Genomic DNA, 25,251 nt, shown 5'->3' on the forward strand with positions numbered 1-25,251 from the left:
CATTCGAAGCCCAGCTCAAACGAGCTGGGCTTTGTGCTTTTGGGCGCAGGTAACGGCCATGCCTCGTGGCTATGTGGCAGCTTTGAGTTTCGTATTGTGTCCCTGATAGCGTAGTGTGCATAAATTGCAACATGGACTGTTCCGGCCCTCCTTCCTCCCCGGCCATGCAAATTACTGGGTCAGTATGGCTCCATCGCGTGGAATGCTGCTGCAGAGCCATTTTGAGTGCTGGCGAAATGGCAGATCACTGTTGATTACCTGACTGGCCCAGACAGTTAGCACTGTAAAACCTGGTGCAACAGTGTGTACCACTGGCGGCGATTCCCTGCCATGCCGCGTCGGCGGTATAATCGCACTCTTTTTTCAAAGCATTTGATAAGTCATGGCCTCGGCGATCGAAATTAAAGCGGTGAGTAAGCGCTATGGTGCTTTGCAGGCCCTGGATGATGTCAGTATCACGGTTGAACCTGGCGAGTTTTTTGCCTTGCTTGGTCCTAACGGGGCGGGCAAAACAACGCTGATTTCTGCCATGGCAGGATTGTCGCGTCCGGATAGTGGCAGTATCCGGATCATGGGTCATGATGTGATCCGTGATTTTCGTGCTGCACGCATGAGTCTTGGCGTGGTTCCGCAGGAGTTGGTGTTTGACCCCTTTCTCTCGGTGAGAGAGACCTTGCGTTTTCAATCGGGCTACTTTGGCCTGACACGTAACGATGACTGGATTGACGAGCTGCTCAGCAAGCTGGGGCTGGCCGATAAGGCCAATGTCAATTTGCGGGCTTTGTCCGGCGGGATGAAGCGACGTGTCATGGTGGCGCAGGCTTTGGTACATCGTCCTCCGGTGATGGTGCTGGACGAGCCTACTGCCGGTGTCGATGTCGAGCTGCGCCAGAGCCTGTGGTCATTTGTCAAAGAGCTGAACGAAGCTGGCCATACCATTGTGTTGACCACACATTACCTTGAAGAGGCGGAAGCCTTGTGCAATCGGATTGCCATGCTCAAGCGTGGCAAGCTGGTGGCATTGGAGAGCAAGGACAAGCTGCTGCAGCATGGCAAGGAGCGCGAGGTTGCTCTCAAGCTGGGCGGCCCATTGCCGGATAGTCTACTGCCGCGCAAGGTGCGCGAGGAGGATGGCCGGATTGTGCTGAAGCTGGCTGATATTGCGCAGCTGGAGCATGTGCTGGCTGCCTTGCGCGAAGCCGGTGTGGCTGTGCGCGAGCTGAATGTGATCGAGGTGGATCTGGAGTCGGTTTTTGTCAACATGATGCACGGAGGACAGGTCTGATGCAGGGATTTTTGACCTTGTTCCGTAAGGAGCTGGTGCGGTTCTGGAAGGTTGCATTCCAGACCGTGGCCGCCCCGGTGCTGACAGCCTTGATGTACCAGCTGATTTTTTCCCATGTTTTGTCACGTCACGTTGAGGCCTACCCTGGCGTCAGCTACACCGCCTTCCTGATTCCTGGCCTTGCCATGATGTCGATGGCGCAAAATGCCTTTGCCAACAGTTCGTCCAGCCTGATCCAGTCCAAGATCACCGGGAATATTGTTTTCCTGCTGCTGCCGCCGCTGACTGCCCTGGAGTTCTTTGGCGCTTACCTGCTGGCCTCCATTGTGCGGGGCGTGGTGGTCGGGGCTGGCGTGCTGCTGGTGACGGCCTGGTTCGGCCTGCCCTTGCCCAGCCATCCGCTGTGGGTGCTGTCGTTTGCCATTCTGGGCTGCGGGGTGCTGGGCACCTTGGGCGTAATTGCCGGTATCTGGGCAGAAAAATTCGACCAACTGGCGGCATTTCAGAACTTTTTGATCATGCCGCTGACTTTCTTGTCTGGCGTGTTCTATTCCATCAACAGTTTGCCGCCATTCTGGTATGTCGTATCGCATGTCAATCCGGTGTTCTTCATGATCGACGGGTTTCGCTACGGCTTCTTTGGCCAGGCCGACGTCAGTCCGTGGCTGTCGTTGAGCGTGGTGGGTGGCAGTTTTATTTTGCTTTCCGGGCTGGCTTTGTGGCTGATCAAGTCAGGCTACAAGCTGCGCCATTAGGATCCTCTTTCAGGATGTACACATGATTTCTGCCGAACAGGTCAAACAATATATTGCTGCTGGTCTTCAATGCTCCCACCTGGAGGTGGAGGGCGATGGTCATCACTTTTACGCCACCGTGGTGTCGCCGGCTTTCGCCGGCAAGCGTCTGATTGACCGCCACCGTCTGGTCAAGGAGGTGATTGCCACCCGTCTGGCCAGCAACGAAATCCACGCCCTTTCCATCGTCAAGGCTGCTACGCCGGACGAATGGGAAAAACTCCAAGGCTGATTCCTACATGGATAAATTGAAAATTCGCGGCAATGGTCCGCTGAATGGTGAGATCCGCGTATCCGGTGCCAAGAACGCGGCATTGCCGATTCTGTGCACCAGCTTGCTGACCGCCGACACCATGCGCTTTACCAACGTGCCCATGCTGCGCGACATTTCCACCACCCAGAAATTGCTGCAAGGCATGGGTGTGCGGGTGATGACCGACAATGTGCATGAAATGGAAATCACCGCCGACCATCTGGACAGCCTGGTGGCACCGTATGATCTGGTCAAGACCATGCGAGCCTCCATTCTGGTGCTCGGCCCGACCCTGGCGCGCTTTGGCGAGGCCACTGTTTCGCTGCCCGGCGGCTGTGCCATTGGCAGCCGCCCGGTGGATCAGCACATCAAGGGCCTGGTGGCCATGGGTGCCGAGGTGGTGATCGAGCACGGTTATGTGAAGGCCAAAGCCAAGCGCCTGCGCGGTGCCCACATCGTGATGGATGTGGTGACCGTGGGCGGTACGGAAAACCTGTTGATGGCCGCTGCGCTGGCTGATGGCACCACCATTCTGGAAAACGCCGCGCGCGAGCCGGAAGTAACCGACCTGGCCAATTGCCTGGTGGCCATGGGTGCACGCATCAGCGGTATCGGCACCAACCGTCTGGTGATCGAGGGTGTGGAAAAGCTGCATGGCTGTGACTACGCCATCATGCCGGATCGTATCGAGGCGGGGACTTTCCTGGTGGCGGCAGCCATGACGCAAGGTCATCTGGTATTGCGCAATGCCGCACCGCGTAGCATGGAAGCCGTGCTGGACAAGCTGGTGGAAGCCGGCGCTGTGGTGGAGGCGGGTGACGATTGGATCTCGCTGGACATGAAGCGTCGTCCCAAAGCCATCAATTTCCGTACCCTGCCTTACCCGGCGTTCCCGACTGACATGCAGGCCCAGCTGATGACGCTGAACTGCATTGCCGAGGGTGCCGGCATGGTGACGGAGACCATCTTCGAAAACCGTTTCATGCATGTTCCCGAGTTGAACCGCATGGGTGCGCGTATCGAGGTGGAAGGCAATACCGCAGTGGTGCATGGCGTGGAGAAGCTGTCTGGTGCCACGGTGATGGCAACCGACCTGCGTGCGTCGGCCAGTCTGGTTCTTGCCGGTCTGGTGGCCCAGGGCGAAACCATTGTCGACCGTATCTACCACCTGGACCGCGGTTATGAGTACATCGAGAAAAAGCTGGGTGCGGTCGGTGCCCAGATCGAGCGCATCAGTTAAGCGCTGCGCTTTCCGTCCGGGGCATTGAAAGACAACACCCGGTCACTTTGCTAGCTGGCAAGTGACCGGGTGTTTTTTTGTGGTGATTGCTGCTGCTGACCGGGCATGGTTTAAAAATGGAATTGACGACTCAGTGCAAAAGCGGTGCCGGTGTGTCCGAATGCTCGGCGTTGTATTCTGCAATGGCTTGTTCCAGGATTTCTGCTGTCAGGTACTGTCCATTGGAAACTGCGTGGCGCAGGTAGCGGGTGAGGTATTCCAGCGCTTGCTGGGAGAGTTGGCTTTGTTCCATGATGTACTCCGCAAGAATGATCGGTAAATATGATTATCAGCAAAGTCTAATATTTGTGGTGACAGGCTTGTTGTCATGGATCAAACAGAAGAGAGACAAAGAAAAAGCAGCCAGATGGCTGCTTTTCTTTTACAGACGGCAGAGCCTTATTGTGCCGCAGAAGCTGCGGCATGGGCCGCTGCAGAGGCTTCCGGGTGGCTGCCGTCAACAGCTGCCGGTGCGGCTTCGCCGGCAGGCGCGGACGCTGCCGATGGTGCATTGACCAGCTCATCAATATTGACGTCGTCAGACTGGGTGGGATTGGGCAGCCCCAGTTGCTTGGCCCGCAGTTGCAGGAAGCCATCACGCAGATAGGTGTAGGGGTCGATGGCAGCCGTGGCCAGGCTGTCGTCGAAGTCCAGGTAGCGGGCACGGGTGTTGACGCCGTACATGCCATAGAAGGCAATGGCTTCGTTGCTGTTGTGATAGACCAGATGTTCCGGTCCGTTGATGCCCAGCGATACACCCAGACCAAGACCATCACGTACCGTGCTGGGGCCAAAGAATGGCAGCACCAGATAATTGCTGTTCTTCCAGCCCCAGTGCGCAAAGGTGTCGCCCAGCGAAGTCTTGTTGTTTTTCAGGCCGGCCGGAGTGGCAATATCAATCAGGCCAAACAAACCGAAGGTGCTGTTGAGGGCAACCCGCATGATGTCATTGACGGCCTTTTCCGGCTCGGCTTGCAGCAGGTTGTTGGCGGCACTGTAGACATCCTTGAAGTTGTCAAAGAAGTTGCTCACGGCTGTACGGAAGGGGCCCGGGGTAATGGCACGGTAGCCTTGTGCCGCCGGTTTGATCACCCAGCGATCGGCCTTGTCATTAAAGGCGTACATGGAGCGGTTGAACGACTCGTACGGGTCTTGCGGTGTGCTGGGGTGGGGGCTGGCGCAGCCGGCCAGTAACAGGCTGGCTACCAGCAGGCTGCTGCGCAGTGCATGGCGCGTGCAGGTCATGGTTCAGTCTCCTTGTGGCCCGGTCAGCAGGCCACGCAGTGCGTACAGGTCGACAAGTTCGGAAAGGCGGGCAGGCCAGTTGAGCAACTGCAAAGGCTGCTCCGCTTGCTGGGCCGCACGCCTGCAGGCCAGCAGCAAGGCAAGCGCAGAGGAGTCGGCCTCGCTGATGCCGGACAGGTCCAGCTGCAGCGGGCCACGCGCTACCCTGGCGGTCAGCGTGCTCAAAAGCTGGCCGCTGCTGCGCATGTCCAGCTTGCCTGTCAGGCGGCCGTTACCTGCCGTGGTTTCCTCAAACATGGCTATGTTTCCTGCTTATTTGCTGGCCGGGATGGCGGCGTTCTTGTCCTGCAGCATCTTGATCAGGCCATCAACACCGTTTTTGTTGATTTCCTGATTGAACTGGTTGCGGTACACGGTGACCAGGCTGGCACCTTCCACGCTGACATTGAATACCTTCCAGCCTTGCGGGGTCTTGTACAGGGTGTAGTCAACGGCAACCGGGCCCTTGTCGTTGCCAGGCAGGCTGACGGACGATTTCACGGTCGCTTCGCGGCCGCTGTTACCCATGGTGGCATTGGGCTGGATGTCGATCTGTGCGTTCTTGAAACGGGTCATGGTGCTGGAGTAGGTGCGGACCAGCAGGTTCTGGAATTGCTGAGCCAGTGCGCTTTGTTGCGCAGGACTGGCCTGACGCCAGCCCAGACCGACTGCCAGGGCGGTCATGCGCTGGAAGTCGAACTGCGGAACGGCCAGCGCTTCCACTTGCTGGCGAACCTGCTTGGTGTTCTTGCCGTTTTCCTGTTTCAGGACATCCATGATCTGGCGCGAGGTTTCACGAACCTGCTCAACCGGATTATCGGTGGCGGCCAGGGAGTGGGCGCTCAGGCCCAGCATGACAAGGAAGGTAGCGATCAGTTTTTTCATGGTATCGGTCATTCTTGATGAGTTGTGCACAAGGTCTGTGTTTATTGCGCTGCGGAAGCGCTGTTCTTGTTGTTGCCGCCGGTGAAGCTGGTCATGAACTTGCCGATCAGCTGTTCCAGCACCAGGGCGGAAGAGGTCAGGGTGATATGTTCACCCGGTTTCAGTTCATCCGGGTCGCCGCCTTGCAGCAAACCGATGTACTGCTCACCCAGCAGGCCTGCAGTCAGGATTTCGGCACTGGCATCACGGCTGAAGGTGTACTGCTTTTCCAGATTCAGGGTGACACGGGCGCGGTAGGTCTTGGTATCCAGCTGGATGGCTGCCACGCGGCCCACCACGACCCCGGCTTCCTTGATGGGGGCTTTTACTTTCAGACCACCGATATTGTCGAAATCCGCGTACAGGGTGTAGGTCTGATCGGCACTTTGCGGCGTGAGATTGGCCACTTTCAGCGACAGGAACACCACGGCGGCAATGCCGATTGCCACAAACAGGCCGACCCACAAATCAATAGTAGAGCGTTTCATTCCCTATTTCCTAGAACATGAAGGCGGTGAGGACGAAGTCCACCGCCAGGATAACCAGTGCGGAGGTCACTACCGTGCGGGTAGTGGCTGCGGAGACGCCAGCCGCCGTGGGCGTGGCATCGTAACCTTCGAAAACGGCAATCAGGGTGACGACAATGCCAAAACACAGGCTCTTGATCAGGCCGTTGATCACGTCATAGTGCAGGTCGACATTGTTCTGCATTTGCGACCAGAAGGTGCCTGAATCCAGGCCTATCATCACCACGCCAATCAGATAGCCACCGAAAATGCCCATCACATTGAACATGGCGGCCAGAATAGGCATGGAAATGACACCGGCCCAGAAGCGGGGGGCCACCACGCGGGCGATGGGGTTCACCGCCATGACGCTCATGGCATCCAGTTGCTCGGTGGCTTTCATCAGGCCGATTTCTGCCGTCATGGCACTGCCGGCGCGGCTGGAGAACAGCAAGGCAGCCAGTACCGGGCCCAGTTCGCGCAATAGCGACAGGGCCACCAGTGCACCCAGTGCATCGGCAGAACCGAAGCGCGACAGCGTGTTGTAGCCCTGCAGGCCCAGCACCATGCCGACGAACAGGCCTGACACCACCACGATGATGACGGACATCACACCGGCGAAATAGATTTCGCGGATGGTGAGGTTGAAGCGCAGCAGGCTTTGGCCCGAATAACGCAAGATGGCCAGCAGGAAGCGGGTGATGAAACCCAGCCGCCAGATGGCATTGATGGTGCTGTGACCCAGTCGACGCAGCGGTGACAGCAGCAGTTCAGTCATGCTGGCTTCCTTTCAGGCCCAGATCCTGCTGCAGGGAGGTGCTGGCAGGGTAGGCAAAATGGACTGGGCCGTCGGCTTCGCCCCACATGAACTGGTGTACCCAGGGTGAGGGCGAGCTGCGGATGTCTTCCGGTGTGCCATCGGCCACGATTTCACCATTGGAAACAAAGTAGACGTAATCGACGATATCCAGCGATTTGTGCACATCGTGGGTCACCATGATGGAGGTGGTGCCCAGGGCGTCGTTCAGTTTCTTGATCAGATGGGCAATCACGCCCAGCGAGATCGGGTCCAGTCCGGTAAACGGTTCGTCATACAGCATCAGTTGCGGGTCCAGCGCAATGGCACGCGCCAGTGCCACGCGACGGGCCATGCCGCCGGACAACTCGGCAGGCATCAAGGCCTGGGTGCCACGCAGGCCCACGGCAGCCAGCTTCATGATCACCAGATCATGAATCATGCTTTCTGGCAGGCGGGTGTGTTCGCGGATGGGGAAGGCGACGTTGTCCCCGACCGAGAGGTCGGTGAACAGCGCGCCAAACTGGAACAGCATGCCCATGCGGCGGCGGTGCTCGAACAGTTCGGCATGGTTCATGGCGGCGACATCACCGCCATCTACCAGCACCTGCCCGGCGCTGGGGCGGATCTGGCCGGCAATCAGCCGCAGCATGGTGGTCTTGCCACTGCCGCTGCCACCCATGATGGCAACCAGCTTGCCACGCGGGATGGTCAGGCTGATGTTTTTCAGGATGGGGCGTTCACCATAGGCGAAACTGACATTCCTGAATTCGATGAAATGGTCTGAAGACACGGATTTTCCGGATGAAAAACGTGATTGGCGTCACGGTTTTACAGGGTTCAAGACAACAGGATTTTATCGACTTGTCTGCTGCTCGCCAAATGAACATGGTTTCAACATGTAACGATGCTGCCTGTTGGCCCAAGGCAGGAAGTGAAACAAGACAGGGATTGCTTGTGCCCGGTCGTGGCGCACTGCAGGGGCAGATACGCCGTGTTCACCCTTGAACATGGCAGGAACAAAAGACAAAGACCCGGCCAGGCCGGGTCAGTTCCTGCACCATGTTGCCGTCAGCAAGACGGCAATGGTGTGTTATACGCCGCGTAGCAGGTCGTTGATGCTGGTTTTGCTGCGGGTTTGCGCATCCACTTTCTTGACGATGACGGCGCAGTACAGGCTGTGGCTGCCATCCTTGGACGGCAGGTTGCCCGATACCACCACCGAGCCCGGCGGAATGCGGCCGTAGCTCACTTCGCCGGTTTCGCGGTCGTAGATCTTGGTGGACTGGCCGATGTAAACACCCATGGAGATGACCGAGCCTTCGCCCACGATCACGCCTTCCACCACTTCCGAGCGCGCGCCGATGAAGCAGTTGTCTTCAATGATGGTGGGGCCGGCTTGCAGCGGTTCCAGAACGCCGCCAATGCCGACGCCGCCGGACAGGTGCACGTTCTTGCCGATCTGGGCGCAGGAGCCGACGGTGGCCCAGGTGTCCACCATGGTGCCTTCATCCACATAGGCGCCGATGTTGACGTAGGACGGCATCAGCACGGTGTTCTTGGCAATGAAGCTGCCCTTGCGCGCCACGGCGCCCGGCACCACGCGGAAACCGGCTTCCTTGAAGTGGGCTTCGCTCCAGTCATGGAACTTGGTGTCCACCTTGTCGAAGTAGCGGCTCACGCCATCGTCCTGCACCACGTTGTCGCGGATACGGAAGGACAGCAGCACGGCTTTTTTCACCCACTGGTTGACCACCCAGTCGCCGTCCACTTTTTCGGCTACGCGCAGGCGGCCGTTGTCCAGCTCGGTGATGACCTGGCCAATGGCGGCCTTCAGTTCGGCGGAAACAGTTGCCGGGGTGATGTCGGCACGTTTTTCGAAGGCTTCTTCGATCAGGGCTTGAATCGGATGCATGTGATGGAGTCCTTGGGCAATGTGAATGGAAACAGTCATAGCTGGTGGATGTCGTTTATATGGTTGTTGTCTTGACGAAACGCACGATGCGTTCGGCGGCTGCCTGACATTCTGCCAGTGTCGCGACCAGAGCGATACGGATATAGCCGCTGCCCGGGTTCACGCCATGGGCGGTACGGGCCAGGAAGGAGCCAGGCAGCACGGTAATGTGTTCCTGCTCGAACAGGGCACGGGCAAAGGCGGTGTCATCGCCACCGGGTACCCTGGCCCACAGGTAGAAGCTGGCATCCGGCAGGCTGACCTCCAGCACCTCGGCCAGCATGGGGGTGACGGCCTGGAACTTGGCAATATACGCGGCGCGGTTTTCCTCAACATGCGCTTCGTCGTTCCAGGCCGCCACGCTGGCCGCCTGGATGGTGGGGCTCATCGCGCCGCCCTGATAGGTACGGTACAGCATGAAGCTGGCCAGCAGGCTCCCGTCGCCGGCAACAAAGCCGGAGCGCATGCCCGGTGCATTGGAGCGCTTGGACAGGCTGGTGAACATCACCAGTCGTTCAAAGCCACGGCCCAGCTTGCGGGCGGCTTCCAGTCCGCCCAGCGGCGGCTGGCCGAAGTGGATTTCCGAATAGCACTCGTCGCTGGCAATGACAAAGCCGTAGCGGTCGGACAGCGCGAACAGGTTTTTCCAGTCGTCCAGCGACATCACCGCGCCGGTGGGATTGCCCGGGCTGCACACGAAAACCAGCTGGGTACGCGCCCATACGCTTTCCGGTACGCTGGCCCAGTCGGGCTGAAAGCCCGTGCTGGCGGTACAGTTGACATAGAAGGGTTCCGCGCCTGCCAGTAGTGCCGCGCCTTCGTAAATCTGGTAAAACGGATTGGGTGAAATCACCACCGGTTTTTCAGCCTGCTGGCTGTTGACCACTGTCTGCACAAAAGCGAACAGGGCTTCGCGGCTGCCATTGACCGGCAGCACTTCCTTCTCTGCATCCAGTTGCAGGCCGTAGCGGCGTTGCATCCAGTCGGCACACGACTGGCGCAGCTCCACACTGCCCAGCGTGGCCGGGTAAACCGACAGGCCGCCCAGCGATGCGACCAGCGCTTGCTTGATGACCTCTGGTGTCGGGTGCTTGGGTTCGCCGATGGACAGGTTGATGTGCGGCTTGTCAGCCGGGACCGCACCAGCCATCAGCTGACGCAAACGCTGGAAGGGATAGGGTTGCAGGCTTTCCAGGTGGGGATTCACGCTTGGTTCTCTCTGTTGCAGTGGGGGGCTGGCCGGGGTGTCGGCCGCCGCTGATCCGGTTTGGCGGACTGCATGGCAGTGCCGCAGAATCGCCCATCTTAAGAAATCGTGATGCCTCTTGTAAAACAAAAGCTTCTTGCCATTGTTGCCGTTGTCACTACCGCGCTGGTCTGGGGCCTGATGTGGTACCCGTTTCGCGTGCTGAGCCAGCAGGGCATCAGCACGGCGCATACCTCGCTGCTGGTTTACCTGCTGGCTGCCTTGCTCGGTGGTGTGCTGTTCTTTGACGTCTACCGCAAGCAGCTGCGCTGGCATCCGGTATTGCCACTGCTGGCGCTCTTGTTTGGCTGGTGTAATTTCAGCTACACCTGGGCGGTGTCCGAGGGCATGGTGATGCGGGTGCTGCTGCTGTTTTACCTGTCGCCCTTGTGGTCTGCCTTTTTTTCGCGCCTGCTGCTGCATGAACGCCTGACGCGCAGCGGCTGGCTGGTGGTGGCACTGTCACTGGCCGGTTGCATGATCATCCTGTATCGTCCCGGCCTGCTGGATGGTGCAGCATTGCTCAGTCAGCGTTATGAGTGGCTGGCGCTGTCCGGCGGCATCACCTTTGCCCTGGGAAATGTGCTGAGCAAGCGGGCACGCGACCTGCCGGTGCCGGTCAAGTCCGCCACCATCTGGGTGGGAGTGGCGCTGATGGGCTTGCTGGCATTGGGTGCCCGGCAGCAACTGGGCAGCTTGCTGGATGTATCGTGGACGGCCGCGCTGATTCTGGCCCTGTTAGGCGCAACCTTGCTGGCCACCAGCATCATCTCCCAGCATGGCGTCAGCCTGCTGCCAGCCAACCAGACCATGACCCTGATGCTGCTGGAACTGGTATTTGCTGCCATCTCGGCCTATCTGTTGGCCGGTGAGGCCATGCGGCTGCAGGAATGGCTGGGTGCGGCGCTGATCGGCGGGGCCAGTCTGTTGTCTGGCCAAATGACGCAGCCTGTGACTGCCAAGGAGCAAACATGAATATCCGGCCCATGCAGGCAGGGGACTTTAGCGCTTTCTGGCCTGTTTTCCAGGCCATCATCCAGGCGCAGGAAAGCTATGCCTACGACCCGCAACTGACTGAGGATCAGGCACGTGCCTTGTGGTGTGAACTGCCACAGGAAACCTGGCTGGCCGAAGAGGACGGCGTGGTGCTGGGCAGCTATTTCATCAAGCCCAATGCCGCCGGGCCGGGTGGCCATGTGTGCAATTGCGGCTATATGGTGGCCCCGGCGGCGCGTGGCAAGGGCGTGGCTTCCGCGCTGTGTGCGCATTCGCAGCAGCGCGGTCGCGCGCTGGGGTTTCTCGCCATGCAGTTCAATGCAGTGGTGGCCAGCAATACCGTGGCGGTCGCCTTGTGGAAGAAACTGGGTTTTGCCGAGGTAGGCCGGGTACCGGGCGCTTACCGGCACCGTAGCCTTGGGCTGGTGGACTGCCTGATCATGCACAAATGGCTGCAAGCACCCGAAGCGGACAAGCCGTTGACGGCATCCGCCCCGCTGATTGCTCGCAAGAACATTGAAGCGGTGGTGTCACGCAAGCGCAAAAAGAACTGATGGATCAGTAATGCGGCGGTATTTCGTCGCGCAGCGAGCCGCCGCTGTTGCCGCTATCGGGCTGGGCGGCCTTGAATTGCTGATACACCAGGCGCAGTTGCTGTTGCAGCAAGTCGATTTGCTGTTGCTGGCGGGCAATGGTGTTGTTGAGGCTGTCGAGCAGGTCGTCCTGGAAGGCGATTTTCACTTCCAGTTCAGTCAGGCGGTCTTCGGTATTCATGCGTGCATTTTACCTTGGCCGGTACTTGGCCGGTTATCGGATGATGTTGTTGTTATGGAATAAGAATTCCAGTTTTTATTGTTTTCCGGAATTAAAAGCTACGGTTACAGTGCTTCCATTACCCAATGCCGCAGTACGGCGGTACAACAGGAGAATGGACATGGATGCCTTGCTGGTTGGCGGCGACAGCCTGGGACAGATTCCCGAAGTGCTGGCACTGTACGATATCCGGATTGCGCGCCACATTACCGGCCGCAACACACTGCATCAGCGCAAATTGCCGCTGCCCAAGAATACCCAGATGCTGATTCTGCTCACTGACTATCTGGGGCACAACGCCATGCGGCATTACCGCGACACTGCCGCCGCCCGTGGCATTCCGGTACTGGCCTGCCGTCGTTCGGCCACCGCGGTGGCCGAGCGCTTGCAGCATGATGGCTGGCAGCCGGCCTGAGTAACTTCAGTTACGTGCCGGCTGTACGCTGAAGCTTTCAATCTCCTCCAGCTGCATGATGGCGCGTGACAGGTCCACCACATTGATCATGTGGTGCTTGTTGATGGCGGAAACCATGAAGCCCCAGTCGCTGATCCGGGCATCAACCTTCAGTGCAATGCTGTCTTCGTGTACCACGACGCCCAGTGTGAGCAGGTCGCGGCATAATTTATCTACCGTCCATTGATGCTCGCGCAGCACGGTCAGGTTCACATACAGGCTGAAGCGGCGCGGCAGGCGGTTTTCCATCCAGTTGAGCAGCCGCATGCAGATGACGCACAGCACGGTCACTGCAATGGCTGACAGATAAAACCCCACACCCACCAGAATGCCGATGACCGAGGACATCCATACCGAGGCCGCCGAGGTCAGGCCGCTGATGGACATGCCTTCCTTCATGATCATCCCGGCACCCAGAAAACCCACACCGGTCAGCACACCCTGCGCAACCCGCGTCATGTCGCCATGCATGATGTCGGCGTGAATGCCGCCGTACCAGAAACCGGAATAACCCACCATGCTGATGACCCCGGCGGAAGCCATGGAAACCAGCCCGTAGGTGCGCATGCCGGCGGCACGCCCGTTGGACCAGCGCTCATAGCCCACCAGGCAGCCCAGCAACAGGCCACCGAGCAGGTTGCAGGTAATCAGTAAGTTCACTTCCCATTTTTGTGCCGACCAGTATTGGTCCAGCAGATCGACAAAGCTGACGCTCATGACAGGCTTTCTTGTTGATTTTTCATCTCACCGTCATTGCAGGCTAGGCCTCTGCGGGCCATGCAGCAAGACAATTCGCGTCGGGATGTTGCCGGTCATCAATCCTGCGTGGCGGCTGGGCGCAAGGCCTTGATGATGTACAGGTCGAAGCGGGTGGATTTGCCATCCAGCACGGCAGAAGGTTTTACCCCGGCGATCGCGGCACCCAGTCGCGGGCGCTTCACCACCACCCGCACCCGTGCTGCGCTGATGGCGGCTTCCAGCAGGCGGGCGCTGTCCATGTCATCGCCAATCACATGCTGGAAGGCCTGCATGTCTTTTTTGGCGGCAGCGCTTTTCTTGTCGGTGTCGGGGAACATCGGGTCGACAAACACCACGTCCGGTTGCTGGTCGGCAGGCAACTGTGCCAGCCAGTCAGCCGAGTTGGCATGCACCAGCCGCATGCGACTGGCGATATCGCTGGTGTCGGCGGCGCGTGCGGCCCTCTCCAGTGCATCAAACAGCAAGGCGGCGGCTACCGGAGAGCGCTCCACCATGGTGACCTGGCAACCCAGGCTGGCCAGTACAAAACTGTCGCGTCCCAGCCCCGCGGTGGCATCAACAATGCTGGGCAGGTCTTTGGCACCTTTCAGTCCTACTGCCTTGGCTACCGGCTGACCACGTCCGCCGCCTTGTTCGCGCCGGTGGCGGGCCGCACCTTCGACAAACTCGGCATACACCGCACCGTGTTTTCCGGTGGTGACCAGCTCCAGCCGTTCCGGCCCCAGCTCCAGCCAGTACCCTTCAGACGGGCGGTGTTGGATGAGGGGCAAGGCAAAGCGCCGCGCCAGTTCGGCGGCATGCTCGCGGCGGGCGCTCTCGCTACAGAACAGCGGGGTGGACTGAATAGGGCAAGTTGGCATCATGCCGGCACGATACGGGATGTGCGGCAGTGCGGCAAGCTGTCTGTCCCAGTCGCCATTGCCGCATGACATCAGGCAAGGCATAAGGGGCGGATGCTGAAACTTGCCCTGTTTGTTGCCGGCATCGTGTGCTGCGCCTTTTTGCCCACCCTGCCTTCCCTGTGGAGTGTGGGTGGATTGTGGCTGCTGATGTATCTGCTGGAACGCGTGGCAGCACCACGGCTGGCCGGTATTGCTGCGCTGCTGGCTGCCTTGTTGCTGGGGCTGTTCTATGCCGATGCCCGCGCACAATGGCGTATGGCGCAGGCCCTGCCGGCTGTCTGGTGGCAAAAACCGGTGTCCTTGATTGGTGTGGTGCGAGGCTTGCCTGTGCAGGGGCAATACGGTGTGCGCATGCAGTTCCAGGTGGAGCAGGTGCTGACGCCGCAGGCTAGCCTGCCGGAGCGGGTGCAGCTGTCGGTCTTTGTACGCAAGGGCGAGCTGGCCCCGACTGGCGTCTGGCGGGCGGGCGATCGCTGGCAGCTGACCGCCCGTTTCCGGCCACGCCAGTCCACCGCCAATCCCTTTGGTTTCGATGCCGAGCAATGGCTGTGGTCCGAGGGCGTGCTGGCCAGTGGCACGATGTTGCCCGGTGCGGTGCGCCTGGGGGAGGACCATGGACTGCTGGCGCGGGTGGACCGTTTGCGCGAGCAACAGGTGCTGCGTATCGAATCCGTGCTGGGCACTTCGCGTGCTGCAAGTCTGGTGGCCGGGCTGACGGTCGGGGCGCAGCAAAGCATTGCCCGTGCCGAATGGCAAAGCCTGGCGCGCACCGGCCTGACCCACGTGGTGTCGATTTCCGGCCTGCACATCACCATGGTGGCCGGCATGGTGGCAGGTTTGGTCGCCCTGGTTTTGCGCCGCTGGCCATTGCCCGGCCTTGCGCCACGGTTGTGCATTGTCTTGTCCGGTGTCATGGCCGCCACTGCCTATGCGGTGCTGGCCGGTTTTTCCGTTCCTACCCAGCGCACCTTGTACATGTTGTGCTGCATGGCCCTGATGCTGTTGGCACGGCGGGTCTGGTCGGGCTTGCACATCTGGTGGCTGGCGCTGGCACTGGTGTTGTTGATTGATCCTTTTGCCGTGCTGGCTCCGGGTTTGTGGTTGTCATTCGGGCTGGTGGCGGCCTTGATGCTGGTTTCTGTCGGTCGCAGGCGTCCTGCAGGCAAGTACTGGCAGGCACTGTCTGGCCAGTGGGCGGCGACGGTGGCCTCCTTGCTGCCCTTGCTGACGCTGTTTGGCAGTTTTCCACTGGTGTCTCCGCTGGCCAACGCTGTGGGAATACCGCTGGTTTCCGTGCTGCTGACACCGCTGAGTCTGCTAGCCGTGGCATTGCCGTGGGCGCAGCCCTTGCAATGGGCGGGCTGGTTGGCGGAATGGTTTTATCGCGGTGTCGACTGGCTGGCGGCCTGGCCGCCATGGCAGGTGGCGGCTGTGCCTTGGCCGCTGTTGTTGCCGGGTGCCATCGGCAGTTTGTGGTTGCTGGCACCGCGTGGCATGCCCGGTCGCCTGCTGGGTGTCAGCCTGCTGCTGCCTGTTTTGTTCTATCAGCCGCCAGCAGCCGAGCCCGGTACGCTGCGCATCAAGGTTCTTGATGTCGGACAGGGCCTGTCGGTACTGCTGCAAACACGCAACCACGCCTTGCTGTTTGATACCGGGGCGGGGGAGGGGGAGCGCTGGGTGTTGCCGCAACTGCGTGGTCTGGGCGTGCGTCAGCTGGATGTGTTGATGCTGTCGCATAACGACAAGGACCACGATGCTGCGGCAGCAGACATCGTGGCGGCCATGCCGGTGCGGCAGGTGCTGGCCGGGCAGTTGGCCACGCTGACGCAATACGGCTTGCATGGCAGCCTGTGTCGGCGCGGGCAAAGCTGGGCGTGGGATGGTATCCGCTTTGACGTGCTGTGGCCGGTGGCGGATATGGTATTGAGTGATGACAACAGCCACAGTTGTGTCTTGCGGGTGGCAAGCCGGACGCAGGCCATCCTGATCAGTGGCGATGCGCCGCGATCGGTGGAGGAAAGGCTGGTGGCGGATTACGGAGCGCAATTGCGCAGCGACATTCTGGTGGTGGGGCACCATGGCAGTCGCACTTCCTCGGCCGCATCATGGCTGGACACTGTGAATCCGGACTGGCTGGTGTTGAGTGTGGGTTTTCTTAATCGCTACCGCCATCCGCAGCCACAGGTGCTGGCAGCGCTGCAGGCGCAGGGGCGGGTATTGCGTACCGATCAGGACGGTTTGTTAAGCATGACGCTGGGCGATGCCATCTTGCCGCAGTGCTATCGCCAGCTGGCAGGGCGCTACTGGCGCAGTCGTGGTCAGTGCGCTGCTCCGGGCCGCTAACAAAAGCCCTGCTGCTGCGTTGCGCCTCCTTGCCGTACCCTTGTGCTGTTGGCGTCGGTGCGCCTTGCCCCAGGGGCGCTACGCTATTTTGTTAGCCGCTCTCAGGACGGTTTGCGGTTTACCCGGGCAATCACGCGGTTGCCGTTACCCTGGTATTCAACGGCATCGAATGACAATTTCCGGGCAATCAGGATGCCGCGCCCGTGGCTGGACAGCAGTGAGGTTGCCGGGGTGTCCTGATAGTCCTGCCAGGCAAAGCCATCACCCATGTCCTGGATGGTGAAGCTGAAGAAATCCTCGTCGCGATTAAAGCTGATGCTGACCTCGCGTTGACCGAGTATCGGGTCCTGCTGGCGGCGCTCCAGCTCGGCTTCCCAGTCGCCTTCTGCCTGCAATTCGGTTTTTTGCTGGTAACTGATGGCGAGGTTGCCATGTTCGATGGCGTTCACCATCAGCTCGAACAGACCGGTGGCCACTTTTTCCGGCTGGGTGCAGGTACGGGCCAGCAGGGCGGTGACCGTCTGGGCTTCTTTCAGCGTGCGCAGGCGGAATTCTGCCTGCTGCAGATGGGCCAGTGCATCCAGATGCTGCTTGGCCAGTTCGCGAAATGCCTGGTGGCGGTCCCAGTGGCTTTGCGCTGCTTTCACCACCGCCAGCAGCATGTCGCGCGAGAAAGGCTTGGTCAGATAATAAAATGCACCGGCTTCCATGCCTTGCTGCACGCTGGCCGGTGAGCCGATGGCCGTTTGCAGGATGACCGGCAGGAAGTTGAGTTCGGGCGTGCTTTTTATCCGCTTGAGTACATCAAAGCCATTCATGCCCGGCATCATCTTGTCCAGCAACACCATGGACAGGCTCCTGCCTTGCTGTTGCAGGATTTCCCAGGCCTGTTCGCCACTTTCCGCACACACGGTTTCGTAACCGTCGGCTTCCAGCAGCTCGGTCATCAGTTCCAGATTGAAGGGCTCGTCATCAACGAGCAAAAGTCGATGGGACATGGTCTTCCCCGGTAGGGCCGCTGGTGTTGTGGAGTCTCGGCAGCAGGGCAGTGAAAGCGGCACCGCGCGGCACCAGGTTTTCGGCAAAAATCACCCCGTGATGGGCCTGGATGATCTCGCGGCAGATGGCAAGGCCCAGGCCGGTGCCACCGGCCCCGGTCTTGGTGGCGCTGCTCTGGATGAATTTGTCGAAAATGGTTTCGATTTCATCGCACGGAATACCCGGGCCGTAGTTTTCCACGCACAGCATCACCTGCTCGCGTTGCTGCTCGTCCTTTTGCAGGCGTGCCGTCACGCGGATGACTTCGCCATCCGGGCTGAACTTGATGGCATTGGACAGCAAGTTGCGTACGACCTGGCCAAGCCGGAAGGGGTCGATATCGGCGGTCAGTTTCTCCGGCGTGCAGTACAGGTAAATCTTGATGTTGCGGCTGCCTGCCAGCGGAGTCATTTCATCGCAGGCCTCACGCAGGCAGTGCGACAGGTCGTAATGGGCAATGTGGTAATCCATTTTGCCCACTTCCATCTTGGCCAGGTCCAGCAGGTCGTTCAGCAGCTGCAGCAAGCGGTTGCCACTGCTGTGGATGCGCTGGAAATACTGGGCCAGCTTGTCATCCTGCAGCTGGCGTGAACGCGCTTCACCGATTTCGGTAAAGCCCAGGATGGCATGCATCGGCGTGCGCAGCTCATGCGACATATTGGCCAGGAATTCGGTTTTGGCGCGGCTGTTTTCTTCGGCCAGTGTCTTGGCCTGGCGCAGCGCATCTTCCATTTCGCGCTGGGCGGAAAAGTCCTGGTACAGCCAGATGGTGCCGAGCTTGGGCACGGACGGATTCACCGCCCGGCCAAACATGCGGCACCAGATCAGCTTGCCACTGCCGGTGCGCAGCTTCACTTCGGACTGCACCACCTTGCCGTCGTTGAGCAGGTTGTACAGTGCGCGGCCGGTGCGCTCCCATTGCTCCTGGCTTTCGAAGTAGGGCAGGGTTGTCTGGCCGATAACTTCGTCTTCCTTGCGCTCGAACAGGTCGAGGAAGGCGCCGTTTACTCGGCGCAGGTGCCGGTCCACGATGTAGGCCATGGCCATGGGGCTGGCTTCCAGCAGCGCAGCCAGCTGACGGCTTTGCACTTCTACCTGCTCGGCCAGGCTGTTTTTCAGGCGGATCAGCGCGGCTTCCTGTTCCTTGCGCAGGCTGATGTCACGGCAGACGGCGACATAGAAGGAGTCGTCAGGTACTTCCACCCGGCTGAGCGACAGTTCCACCGGCATCTGCCGGTTGTCACTGCACAGCAGGTGCGCCTCGAATGGCCGCCCTTCACGCGCAGCGGCAATGGATTCGAAATCGACATTCAGGCTGTAAAGCTCGGTCAGCAAGGAACCCACCGGCAAATGCTCGATGGATTCGGCACTCTGGCCGATCAGCTTGGCAGCCGCCGGGTTGACATGGGTAATCAGGCCCTTGCGGTTGATCAGGATGATGGCGTCGGAACTGGCCTGCAGAATGGCGCGCTGGCGGCCTTCGCTTTCGGCCAGCGCCTGTTCCGAGTGGGTGCGGTCGTTGATCTGCTCGCGCAGGGTGCGATTGTTCAGTTCCAGTTGCTGGTGTTGTCGGCGTAGCAGGGTGCGCAAGGCGCGGTTATGGCTGATCTGGCGTTGTTGCAGGATCAGCAGCAGGCACAGGATGAAGGCCGAGCTGGCCAGGATGGCATAGCCTTGCTGGCTGAGGGCCGGCGCGTCTTCCTCCAGCGGATAGGCACCAAACAGCAAATCGTAGCCGCCAATCTGGCGCCGCGTGGTCAGCAAGGGGTTGCCCGATGGCAGGGGCTGCATGGGCAGCGAATCCAGACTGGGGTGGTCGGGTGCTTCCTGGTTCCATACCACCAGCCGCACATGCTGCAGCGGATTGGGCTGGTCCGGATTGCTCTGGCTGCTTTGCAGCAGCAGGTCGCTACGCAGGTTGACCAGCAGCATGTGGCCGTCATCACCCAGGTTGGCCATGATGTCCAGCCGCGGAATGGCACCCGGCGTCAGGGTATTGAACATCAGCATGGGCTGGTTGCGGTTGCGAGCCTGATCCATCTTGCGCCTGGCATTGTCCAGGCTGCCCAGGTCCATGCCTTGGGGCAGGGCATTGCCATCATCCGGCAAATAGCTTTCCACCGGGTAATACATCGGCTGCTGCGGGCTGGGTGTCAGGTGCCGGTCCTTGAGCATGCGGATGCTGTTGGCAATGTTTGATTCAAACTCGGCGCGCTGTGCCGGGCCGATGCGCCGTACGATGCCGATGCCGCCAAAGCGGCTTTCTTCCTTCAGTACGGTGGGGGCCAGTTCGCTCAGGTTGATGGCGCTGCCGGTGGTGTGGCGCTGGCGAATCAGGCTTTGCGCCAGCAGGTCGGTGCGGTCCAGCATTTCCTGCAGGCGGGTCGCCAGCAGCTCGGTACCCAGTTCGCCCCAGTGTTGCAGCTTTTCCTGCTCGCGGATGCGGTCGTTGTCCAGCAGCAGCAGGTATTCTGCTGTCAGCAGGGCAATGGTAAGAACCGCACCCAGGAGAAAGGATGTCAGGCGACTCTGGCTTGGCATGTTGGCAGGCTGGCCTCAGGCAAGCGCCTGGTAAAGGGCGGTGAACTCAAGCGACAGCTTGTGCTTGGGGTCCAGGTAAACCATGGGCTTGGCGGCATCGTGCGATTCGCGGATCTTCACCGAGGCCGACAAGGGCGGGTCCAGCACCGGCAGGCCTTCTGCACGCAGTTCGGCCACCAGGCGTACCGGCAGGCTGGCGCGGGGCTGGAACTGGTTGACCACAATGCCCTCCACTTGCAGGGCCGGGTTGTGGTCGGCGCGGATTTCATCCACGTTGGCCAGCAGGTTGTACAGGGCCTGGCGGGAGAACGCATCGCAATCAAACGGAATCAGGCAGCGATCGGCGGCAATCAGGGCCGAGCGGGTGAAGAAATTGAGCGCAGGCGGGGTGTCGATCCAGATTTCGTCAAACTCGCTCGCGGCCTGGTCCAGTGCCTCTTTGAGCTTGAACATCTTGTAGCGGCTTTCCAGCTTGACCATCAGCTCGCTCAGCTCCGGGTGGGAGCCCAGCAGTTGCAGTGCGTCAAACGGGGTGTCACTCACGAATTCATGCAGCTCCTTGCTGTACATGCTGATGTTCAGCATCTGGCCAAAGAAGCCTGCAGCCGACTGTTCCTGCTGCCTGTTTGCCTGGCCGGTCAGGTAATGACTGGCATTGCCCTGGGCGTCCAGGTCGATCAGCAGTACCTTCTTGCCCTGCCGGGCGGCAACAGCGGCCAGGTTGGCGGTAATGGTGGATTTGCCCACGCCACCTTTCTGGTTGAACACGACCCGACGGATAGCCTGCATGAATTTTCCCCTGTGACAAAGTCTGCTGCGTGACGGACGACCTGCCATGTTCGCGCGCGGGCAACATGGCGCAAAACTTGCTGTTTGAATATATCAGAAGCCGGGCTGGCCTTTGCAGACGTATTGCATCTGCTGGAAGCTGGCCGAGTTCTGGGTCACCGGCATCGGTTTTATCTGGTTGTCATTGTACGTGTAGCTGGCGATCTGGCGTCCGTTCTCATCCAGCAACACCATGCTGGTCAGGCGGAAAGTGCGGGCAGAGCAGTCAATCAGCCAACTGTTGATGGAAGTCTTGTGCCTTGGCGTGGACAGGAAGTTTTCCTTTTTCACATTGAAAATGGTTTTCCGGTCGCGGAAAGTCACGGTATTGCCCTGCTGCTTGATCGACAGCTTGTCCAGTTCGTTCAGGATATTGCCATTGGGCGACACACCCAGGTTTTCCCAGTCGGCATTGGCCGGGGCCGGTACAGTTGCAGGGGTCGGGCGGGGTTTGATGGGACTGGTCTGGTTTGGTGTGGTGCTGCAGGCGCTCAGCAGGCTGCCCATCGCGGCCAGTACAAGCAGGCGATAAAACATGTTGAATCTCCGGTTGGATGCCGACAGTTTCGCATAGGCTGCGTCAGGGGGGAAATCATGCCGGCTCTTGGCCTGCCCTGGCGCGCTTGCGCTGGGTTCCAAGTCCGCGCATTGAGTCGGACATGCTGATTGGCCGTATTTTCATGTAAAAGTTTAAGTATTGTCATTATATAAAAAAGGAACTTTCCCTATTTACGGATGGTCTGTCTGTAACGAGAGCATCTTTCTCTTCGTTTCACATTGTCTCCATCCAAACTTGAAAGCCGCCCGTTTTGGGCGGCTTCTTTTTTTGTGCGGCAGCGCTTTGCCGTACAATGGCTCCCTTCCCATGACTTCAAACAGGCTATCGGCCTTGTCCTGACCGGAAGCTCCGGCCGGGCCTGGTGCTTACCCCGCATGCAGGACGCACTCACCTTACTTGGCAATATCTTCGGCTATCCGGCCTTTCGTGGTCAGCAGGCGCAAATCGTGCAGCACATTGTGGATGGCGGTCATGCGCTGGTGTTGATGCCAACTGGCGGCGGCAAGAGCCTGTGTTACCAGATTCCCGCGCTGATGCGTCCGGGCCTGGCCATCGTGGTATCGCCCTTGATCGCCCTGATGCAGGACCAGGTTGCCGCGCTTACCGAGCTTGGCGTGGCCGCTGCCTGCCTGAATTCGGCCACTGCGCCGGACGATGCCCGTGATATTGCAAGGCGTGCCCGCGATGGTTCCTTGCAGTTGTTGTATGTTGCGCCGGAGCGCTTGCTGACGCCGCGCTTTCTCGATTTTCTCACGCAGCTGGACATTTCCCTGTTTGCCATCGATGAAGCGCATTGTGTCAGCCAGTGGGGGCACGACTTCCGCCCGGAATACCAGCAACTGGGCATGCTGGCCGACCAATACCCGCAAGTGCCGCGTATTGCGCTCACCGCGACCGCCGACCCGCAAACCCGCGAAGACATCCTGCATTACCTCAAGCTGGGCGATGCACGGGTGTTCCTGTCCAGCTTTGACCGGCCCAACCTGTTTTATCAGGTGGTGGAAAAGCACAACGCCAAAAAGCAGCTGCTGGATTTCATCAATAATGAATATCCGGGCGCTTCCGGCATTGTGTACTGCCTGTCGCGCAAGCGGGTGGAGGAGACCGCCGAGTGGCTCAGCCAGAACGGCATTCCGGCCTTGCCCTACCACGCTGGCCTCAGCCACGAGGTACGTGAGCGGCACCAGCGCGAATTCCTGCGCGAAGAAGGCATTGTCATGGCGGCCACCGTGGCCTTCGGCATGGGCATCGACAAGCCGGATGTGCGCTTTGTCGCCCATATCGACCTGCCCAAGAGTCCGGAAAACTTCTATCAGGAGTCGGGGCGTGCCGGGCGCGACGGCCTGCCTGCCTCCAGCTGGCTGTGTTATGGGCTGAACGACATGGTGCAGCTCAACCAGATGATCCAGGGCTCGGAGATGGCCGAGCTGCAAAAGCAGGTAGAACTGTCCAAACTGGACGCCATGCTGGCCTTCTGCGAAACCGCCAGCTGCCGCCGCCAGCAAATCCTCAGCCACTTTGGCGAGGCCAGCCAGCCCTGCGGTCATTGCGACAATTGCCTGAACCCGCCCATCACTTTTGATGCCACCGTGCCGGTGCAGAAGCTGCTGTCCTGTATCTATAGAGTGGAGCAGCGCTTTGCTGCCAATCATGTGGTGGATGTGCTGCTGGGGCGCAGCAACCAGTCGGTCCTCAGTTTCGGGCATGACAAGCTGTCCACCTTCGGCATCGGGCGCGACTACAACCAGCGCGCGTGGCGTTCGCTCATCCGCCAGCTGGTGGCACGCAAGATCCTGCAAGTGGACATCGCCCGCGGGCAGTCACTGGTGTTGACCGATGCCTGCCGCCCACTGCTCAAGGGGCAGGAAAAAATCTATCTGCGTCCGCTGGCGGAAGACAGCAAGGCGCGCAGCGTCAATACCGACCGCTGGTTGCGCACCGAGCGGGAAGAGCGGCTGTGGCAGGCCTTGCGCCGCTGGCGACGTCAGACTGCGGATGAGCACAACGTCCCGGCTTATGCGGTGTTTTCAGACCGCACCTTGCGCGACATTGTCGAGCGTCGGCCACAAAGCCTGCGCGAGCTGGGCAAGGTATACGGCCTGGGCGAACTGAAGCTGGCGCGTTATGGCGATGCATTGCAACAAATCCTCGATAGCCAGCAGGACTGATTCCGTTACAATCTAGGCACACAACATACAAGCAACAGGCACGTGTCAGCGTGCCGGCATGGAGAATTCATCATGGCAGTCAACCTGACTCCGGTTAGCGCCGATCAACTGGCCATCATTGATGGCATCGAACTGAGCGTGGCGGAAGCCGGCATCAAAAAAGCCAACCGCAAGGATGTGCTGGTGGTGCGCATCGACAAGGGCAATACCGTTGCCGGCGTGTTCACGCAAAACCGTTTCTGCGCCGCGCCGGTGCAAATCAGCAAGAATCATCTGGATGCCGGTGTGCAAATCCGCGCGCTGGTGGTGAATACCGGTAATGCCAATGCCGGTACTGGAGAAGATGGCCGTCAGCGTGCGCTGTCGGTCTGTCAGGCGCTGGCTGGCGAACTGGACTGCGCAGTTGAACAAATCCTGCCGTTCTCCACTGGCGTCATTCTGGAGCCGCTGCCTGCTGACAAGATCATCCAGGCGTTGCCGACCCGCCGCCCGGCCAACTGGGCCGAGGCTGCCGAAGCTATCATGACCACTGATACCGCGCCCAAAGCCACCAGCCGCACGCTGGAAATCGACGGCCAGAAAGTCAGCATCACCGGCATCGCCAAGGGCGCCGGCATGATTCACCCGAACATGGCCACCATGCTGGGCTTTGTCGCCACCGATGCGCCGGTAACCCGTCCGGTACTGGAGCAACTGGTCAAGGAAGTGGCCGACCTCTCCTTTAACTGCATCTCGGTCGATGGAGATACCTCCACCAACGACAGCTTCATCCTGGTATCCACCGGCAAGAGCGCAGCGCCGCGTATCGATTCGGTCAACCACCCGGCTTATGCCATCCTCAAGGCCGCACTGGTCGATGTGGCCACCGAGCTGGCGCAGGCCATCATCCGCGACGGTGAGGGGGCTACCAAGTTCATCAGCGTCAAGGTAGAAGGCGGCCGCTCCGTTGCCGAGTGCAAGGACGTGGCTTACGCCATCGCCCGCTCGCCGCTGGTCAAGACTGCCTTTTTCGCTTCCGACCCGAATCTGGGACGTTTGCTGTGCGCCATCGGCTACGCCGGTGTCAGCGATCTGGACGTCGATCGCCTCTCCTTGTATCTGGATGATGTACTGGTGGCCTGCAATGGCGGCCGCAACCCGGAATACAAGGAAGAAGATGGTCAGCGCGTGATGAGCCAAAGCGAAATCACCGTTCGCGTGGTACTGGGGCGTGGTGCGGCCCAGGCCACTGTCTGGACCTGCGACTTCTCTTATGACTATGTGAAAATCAATGCCGACTACCGTAGCTGATACAGTTATCTAGTAGTCCCTGATACAAAAAGCCCGGCCCAGCCGGGCTTTTTGCTGCCTGTGCCGGTGCTGAGACCAGCTTTTTGCGTCAGTTTCCTGCATGGGTCAGCGCCGGAAGGGATGTGAGTCGAGCATTGACTGTGCACCCGCAGCAAAACAGTCATGAAACCCGTATTTCATAAATCATTACCGTTCAGTGACTTAGCGGTCTGTGCGACGGAATTTTGGCAAATCCTGCA

27 protein-coding genes are annotated in these 25,251 nt (G+C 59.7%); 11 read left to right on the forward strand and 16 right to left on the reverse strand.

The genetic code is table 11. The features are described from left to right. Nucleotides 1-382: 382 nt before the first annotated feature. The 4 genes from ACE3SE_RS20375 to murA are packed head-to-tail and all read left to right on the forward strand — an operon-like array spanning nt 383 to nt 3,572. Entirely contained in the window at nt 383-1,285 is a 903-nt protein-coding gene (locus ACE3SE_RS20375) for an ABC transporter ATP-binding protein (protein ID WP_045848749.1), read from the forward strand. Next, nucleotides 1,285-2,040: an ABC transporter permease gene (locus tag ACE3SE_RS20380; RefSeq protein WP_045848750.1), complete on the forward strand. Its 756-nt coding sequence runs from the start codon at nt 1,285-1,287 to the stop codon at nt 2,038-2,040. Before ACE3SE_RS20375 ends, ACE3SE_RS20380 begins: the two co-directional genes overlap by 1 nt. Before the next feature lie 22 nt (nt 2,041-2,062). Further along, nucleotides 2,063-2,311: a BolA family protein gene (locus ACE3SE_RS20385; RefSeq protein WP_062790924.1), complete on the forward strand. Its 249-nt coding sequence runs from the start codon at nt 2,063-2,065 to the stop codon at nt 2,309-2,311. Nucleotides 2,312-2,318: 7 nt separating this feature from the next. After that, nucleotides 2,319-3,572: a UDP-N-acetylglucosamine 1-carboxyvinyltransferase gene (murA, locus tag ACE3SE_RS20390; RefSeq protein ID WP_045848752.1), complete on the forward strand. Its 1,254-nt coding sequence runs from the start codon at nt 2,319-2,321 to the stop codon at nt 3,570-3,572. Nucleotides 3,573-3,702: 130 nt separating this feature from the next. Here the strand turns inward: murA and ACE3SE_RS20395 are convergent, their stop codons facing one another. The 7 genes from ACE3SE_RS20395 to ACE3SE_RS20425 form a co-directional block, all read right to left on the reverse strand. Further along, a complete protein-coding gene (locus ACE3SE_RS20395; RefSeq protein ID WP_156157082.1) occupies nt 3,703-3,864 on the reverse strand; it encodes a hypothetical protein in 162 nt (53 codons plus the stop codon). A gap of 146 nt (nt 3,865-4,010) precedes the next feature. Next, the gene (locus tag ACE3SE_RS20400) at nt 4,011-4,856 is read right to left on the reverse strand and encodes an MlaA family lipoprotein (RefSeq protein WP_374557871.1); all 846 of its coding nucleotides are present in this window, start codon (nt 4,854-4,856) and stop codon (nt 4,011-4,013) included. A gap of 3 nt (nt 4,857-4,859) precedes the next feature. Further along, nucleotides 4,860-5,153, reverse strand: a complete 294-nt coding sequence (locus ACE3SE_RS20405; protein ID WP_052694353.1) for an STAS domain-containing protein — start codon at nt 5,151-5,153, stop codon at nt 4,860-4,862. A 15-nt stretch (nt 5,154-5,168) separates the two neighbouring features. Further along, nucleotides 5,169-5,780 (reverse strand): MlaC/ttg2D family ABC transporter substrate-binding protein, encoded by a 612-nt coding sequence (locus ACE3SE_RS20410; RefSeq protein WP_045848770.1) that lies wholly within the window; start codon nt 5,778-5,780, stop codon nt 5,169-5,171. Between the two features lie 41 nt (nt 5,781-5,821). Then, nucleotides 5,822-6,307: an outer membrane lipid asymmetry maintenance protein MlaD gene (gene mlaD / locus ACE3SE_RS20415; protein ID WP_062790930.1), complete on the reverse strand. Its 486-nt coding sequence runs from the start codon at nt 6,305-6,307 to the stop codon at nt 5,822-5,824. 10 nt (nt 6,308-6,317) lie between these two features. After that, the gene (gene mlaE / locus ACE3SE_RS20420; RefSeq protein ID WP_045848754.1) at nt 6,318-7,103 is read right to left on the reverse strand and encodes a lipid asymmetry maintenance ABC transporter permease subunit MlaE; all 786 of its coding nucleotides are present in this window, start codon (nt 7,101-7,103) and stop codon (nt 6,318-6,320) included. Next, the gene (locus ACE3SE_RS20425; RefSeq protein ID WP_374557874.1) at nt 7,096-7,914 is read right to left on the reverse strand and encodes an ABC transporter ATP-binding protein; all 819 of its coding nucleotides are present in this window, start codon (nt 7,912-7,914) and stop codon (nt 7,096-7,098) included. The genes mlaE and ACE3SE_RS20425 overlap by 8 nt, the downstream gene beginning before the upstream one ends. An 11-nt stretch (nt 7,915-7,925) precedes the next feature. Between ACE3SE_RS20425 and ACE3SE_RS20430 the strand changes: the two genes are divergently transcribed. Next, nucleotides 7,926-8,129: a hypothetical protein gene (locus ACE3SE_RS20430; protein WP_374557875.1), complete on the forward strand. Its 204-nt coding sequence runs from the start codon at nt 7,926-7,928 to the stop codon at nt 8,127-8,129. An 85-nt stretch (nt 8,130-8,214) separates the two neighbouring features. Here the strand turns inward: ACE3SE_RS20430 and dapD are convergent, their stop codons facing one another. Both dapD and dapC read right to left on the reverse strand, forming a co-directional pair. After that, the gene (gene dapD, locus ACE3SE_RS20435) at nt 8,215-9,036 is read right to left on the reverse strand and encodes a 2,3,4,5-tetrahydropyridine-2,6-dicarboxylate N-succinyltransferase (RefSeq protein ID WP_062790934.1); all 822 of its coding nucleotides are present in this window, start codon (nt 9,034-9,036) and stop codon (nt 8,215-8,217) included. Between the two features lie 55 nt (nt 9,037-9,091). Continuing rightward, nucleotides 9,092-10,282 (reverse strand): succinyldiaminopimelate transaminase, encoded by a 1,191-nt coding sequence (dapC, locus tag ACE3SE_RS20440; RefSeq protein ID WP_374557877.1) that lies wholly within the window; start codon nt 10,280-10,282, stop codon nt 9,092-9,094. Nucleotides 10,283-10,393: 111 nt separating this feature from the next. Here dapC and ACE3SE_RS20445 point away from each other — a divergent pair, with 111 nt between their 5' ends. Both ACE3SE_RS20445 and ACE3SE_RS20450 read left to right on the forward strand, forming a co-directional pair. Beyond that, nucleotides 10,394-11,296, forward strand: a complete 903-nt coding sequence (locus tag ACE3SE_RS20445; protein ID WP_374557879.1) for a DMT family transporter — start codon at nt 10,394-10,396, stop codon at nt 11,294-11,296. Next, a complete protein-coding gene (locus tag ACE3SE_RS20450) occupies nt 11,293-11,871 on the forward strand; it encodes a GNAT family N-acetyltransferase (RefSeq protein WP_045848759.1) in 579 nt (192 codons plus the stop codon). Before ACE3SE_RS20445 ends, ACE3SE_RS20450 begins: the two co-directional genes overlap by 4 nt. A 4-nt stretch (nt 11,872-11,875) precedes the next feature. On the opposite strand, the gene ACE3SE_RS20455 is transcribed toward ACE3SE_RS20450, so the two are convergent. Next, nucleotides 11,876-12,091, reverse strand: coding sequence for a SlyX family protein (locus tag ACE3SE_RS20455; protein WP_045848760.1), 216 nt, complete (start codon nt 12,089-12,091; stop codon nt 11,876-11,878). Nucleotides 12,092-12,251: 160 nt separating this feature from the next. Here ACE3SE_RS20455 and ACE3SE_RS20460 point away from each other — a divergent pair, with 160 nt between their 5' ends. Beyond that, entirely contained in the window at nt 12,252-12,545 is a 294-nt protein-coding gene (locus ACE3SE_RS20460) for a DUF2325 domain-containing protein (protein WP_045848761.1), read from the forward strand. 6 nt (nt 12,546-12,551) lie between these two features. Here ACE3SE_RS20460 and ACE3SE_RS20465 read toward each other — a convergent pair whose 3' ends face one another. Both ACE3SE_RS20465 and ACE3SE_RS20470 read right to left on the reverse strand, forming a co-directional pair. After that, nucleotides 12,552-13,301 (reverse strand): MgtC/SapB family protein, encoded by a 750-nt coding sequence (locus ACE3SE_RS20465; protein WP_045848762.1) that lies wholly within the window; start codon nt 13,299-13,301, stop codon nt 12,552-12,554. 98 nt (nt 13,302-13,399) lie between these two features. Then, entirely contained in the window at nt 13,400-14,287 is an 888-nt protein-coding gene (locus tag ACE3SE_RS20470) for a class I SAM-dependent methyltransferase (protein ID WP_374557882.1), read from the reverse strand. Nucleotides 14,288-14,296: 9 nt separating this feature from the next. Here ACE3SE_RS20470 and ACE3SE_RS20475 point away from each other — a divergent pair, with 9 nt between their 5' ends. After that, nucleotides 14,297-16,588, forward strand: a complete 2,292-nt coding sequence (locus ACE3SE_RS20475; protein WP_374557884.1) for a DNA internalization-related competence protein ComEC/Rec2 — start codon at nt 14,297-14,299, stop codon at nt 16,586-16,588. Between the two features lie 101 nt (nt 16,589-16,689). On the opposite strand, the gene ACE3SE_RS20480 is transcribed toward ACE3SE_RS20475, so the two are convergent. The 4 genes from ACE3SE_RS20480 to ACE3SE_RS20495 form a co-directional block, all read right to left on the reverse strand. After that, nucleotides 16,690-17,586, reverse strand: coding sequence for an ATP-binding response regulator (locus ACE3SE_RS20480; RefSeq protein ID WP_131356021.1), 897 nt, complete (start codon nt 17,584-17,586; stop codon nt 16,690-16,692). Beyond that, the gene (locus ACE3SE_RS20485) at nt 17,561-20,167 is read right to left on the reverse strand and encodes a sensor histidine kinase (RefSeq protein WP_374557886.1); all 2,607 of its coding nucleotides are present in this window, start codon (nt 20,165-20,167) and stop codon (nt 17,561-17,563) included. Before ACE3SE_RS20485 ends, ACE3SE_RS20480 begins: the two co-directional genes overlap by 26 nt. A 15-nt stretch (nt 20,168-20,182) precedes the next feature. Next, on the reverse strand, nt 20,183-20,956 hold the full coding sequence (locus ACE3SE_RS20490; RefSeq protein ID WP_445290657.1) for a ParA family protein: 774 nt from the start codon (nt 20,954-20,956) through the stop codon (nt 20,183-20,185). 93 nt (nt 20,957-21,049) lie between these two features. Then, nucleotides 21,050-21,532, reverse strand: a complete 483-nt coding sequence (locus ACE3SE_RS20495) for a surface-adhesin E family protein (protein WP_045848766.1) — start codon at nt 21,530-21,532, stop codon at nt 21,050-21,052. 396 nt (nt 21,533-21,928) lie between these two features. Between ACE3SE_RS20495 and recQ the strand changes: the two genes are divergently transcribed. Continuing rightward, a complete protein-coding gene (gene recQ / locus ACE3SE_RS20500) occupies nt 21,929-23,722 on the forward strand; it encodes a DNA helicase RecQ (RefSeq protein ID WP_052694354.1) in 1,794 nt (597 codons plus the stop codon). A 72-nt stretch (nt 23,723-23,794) separates the two neighbouring features. After that, nucleotides 23,795-25,012 (forward strand): bifunctional glutamate N-acetyltransferase/amino-acid acetyltransferase ArgJ, encoded by a 1,218-nt coding sequence (gene argJ / locus ACE3SE_RS20505; RefSeq protein ID WP_062790944.1) that lies wholly within the window; start codon nt 23,795-23,797, stop codon nt 25,010-25,012. The last annotated feature ends 239 nt before the right edge of the window (nt 25,013-25,251 follow it).

It is taken from the genome of Aquitalea pelogenes (genome assembly GCF_041914625.1).
In the GTDB taxonomy this organism is placed as follows: Bacteria; Pseudomonadota; Gammaproteobacteria; order Burkholderiales; family Chromobacteriaceae; genus Aquitalea; species Aquitalea pelogenes.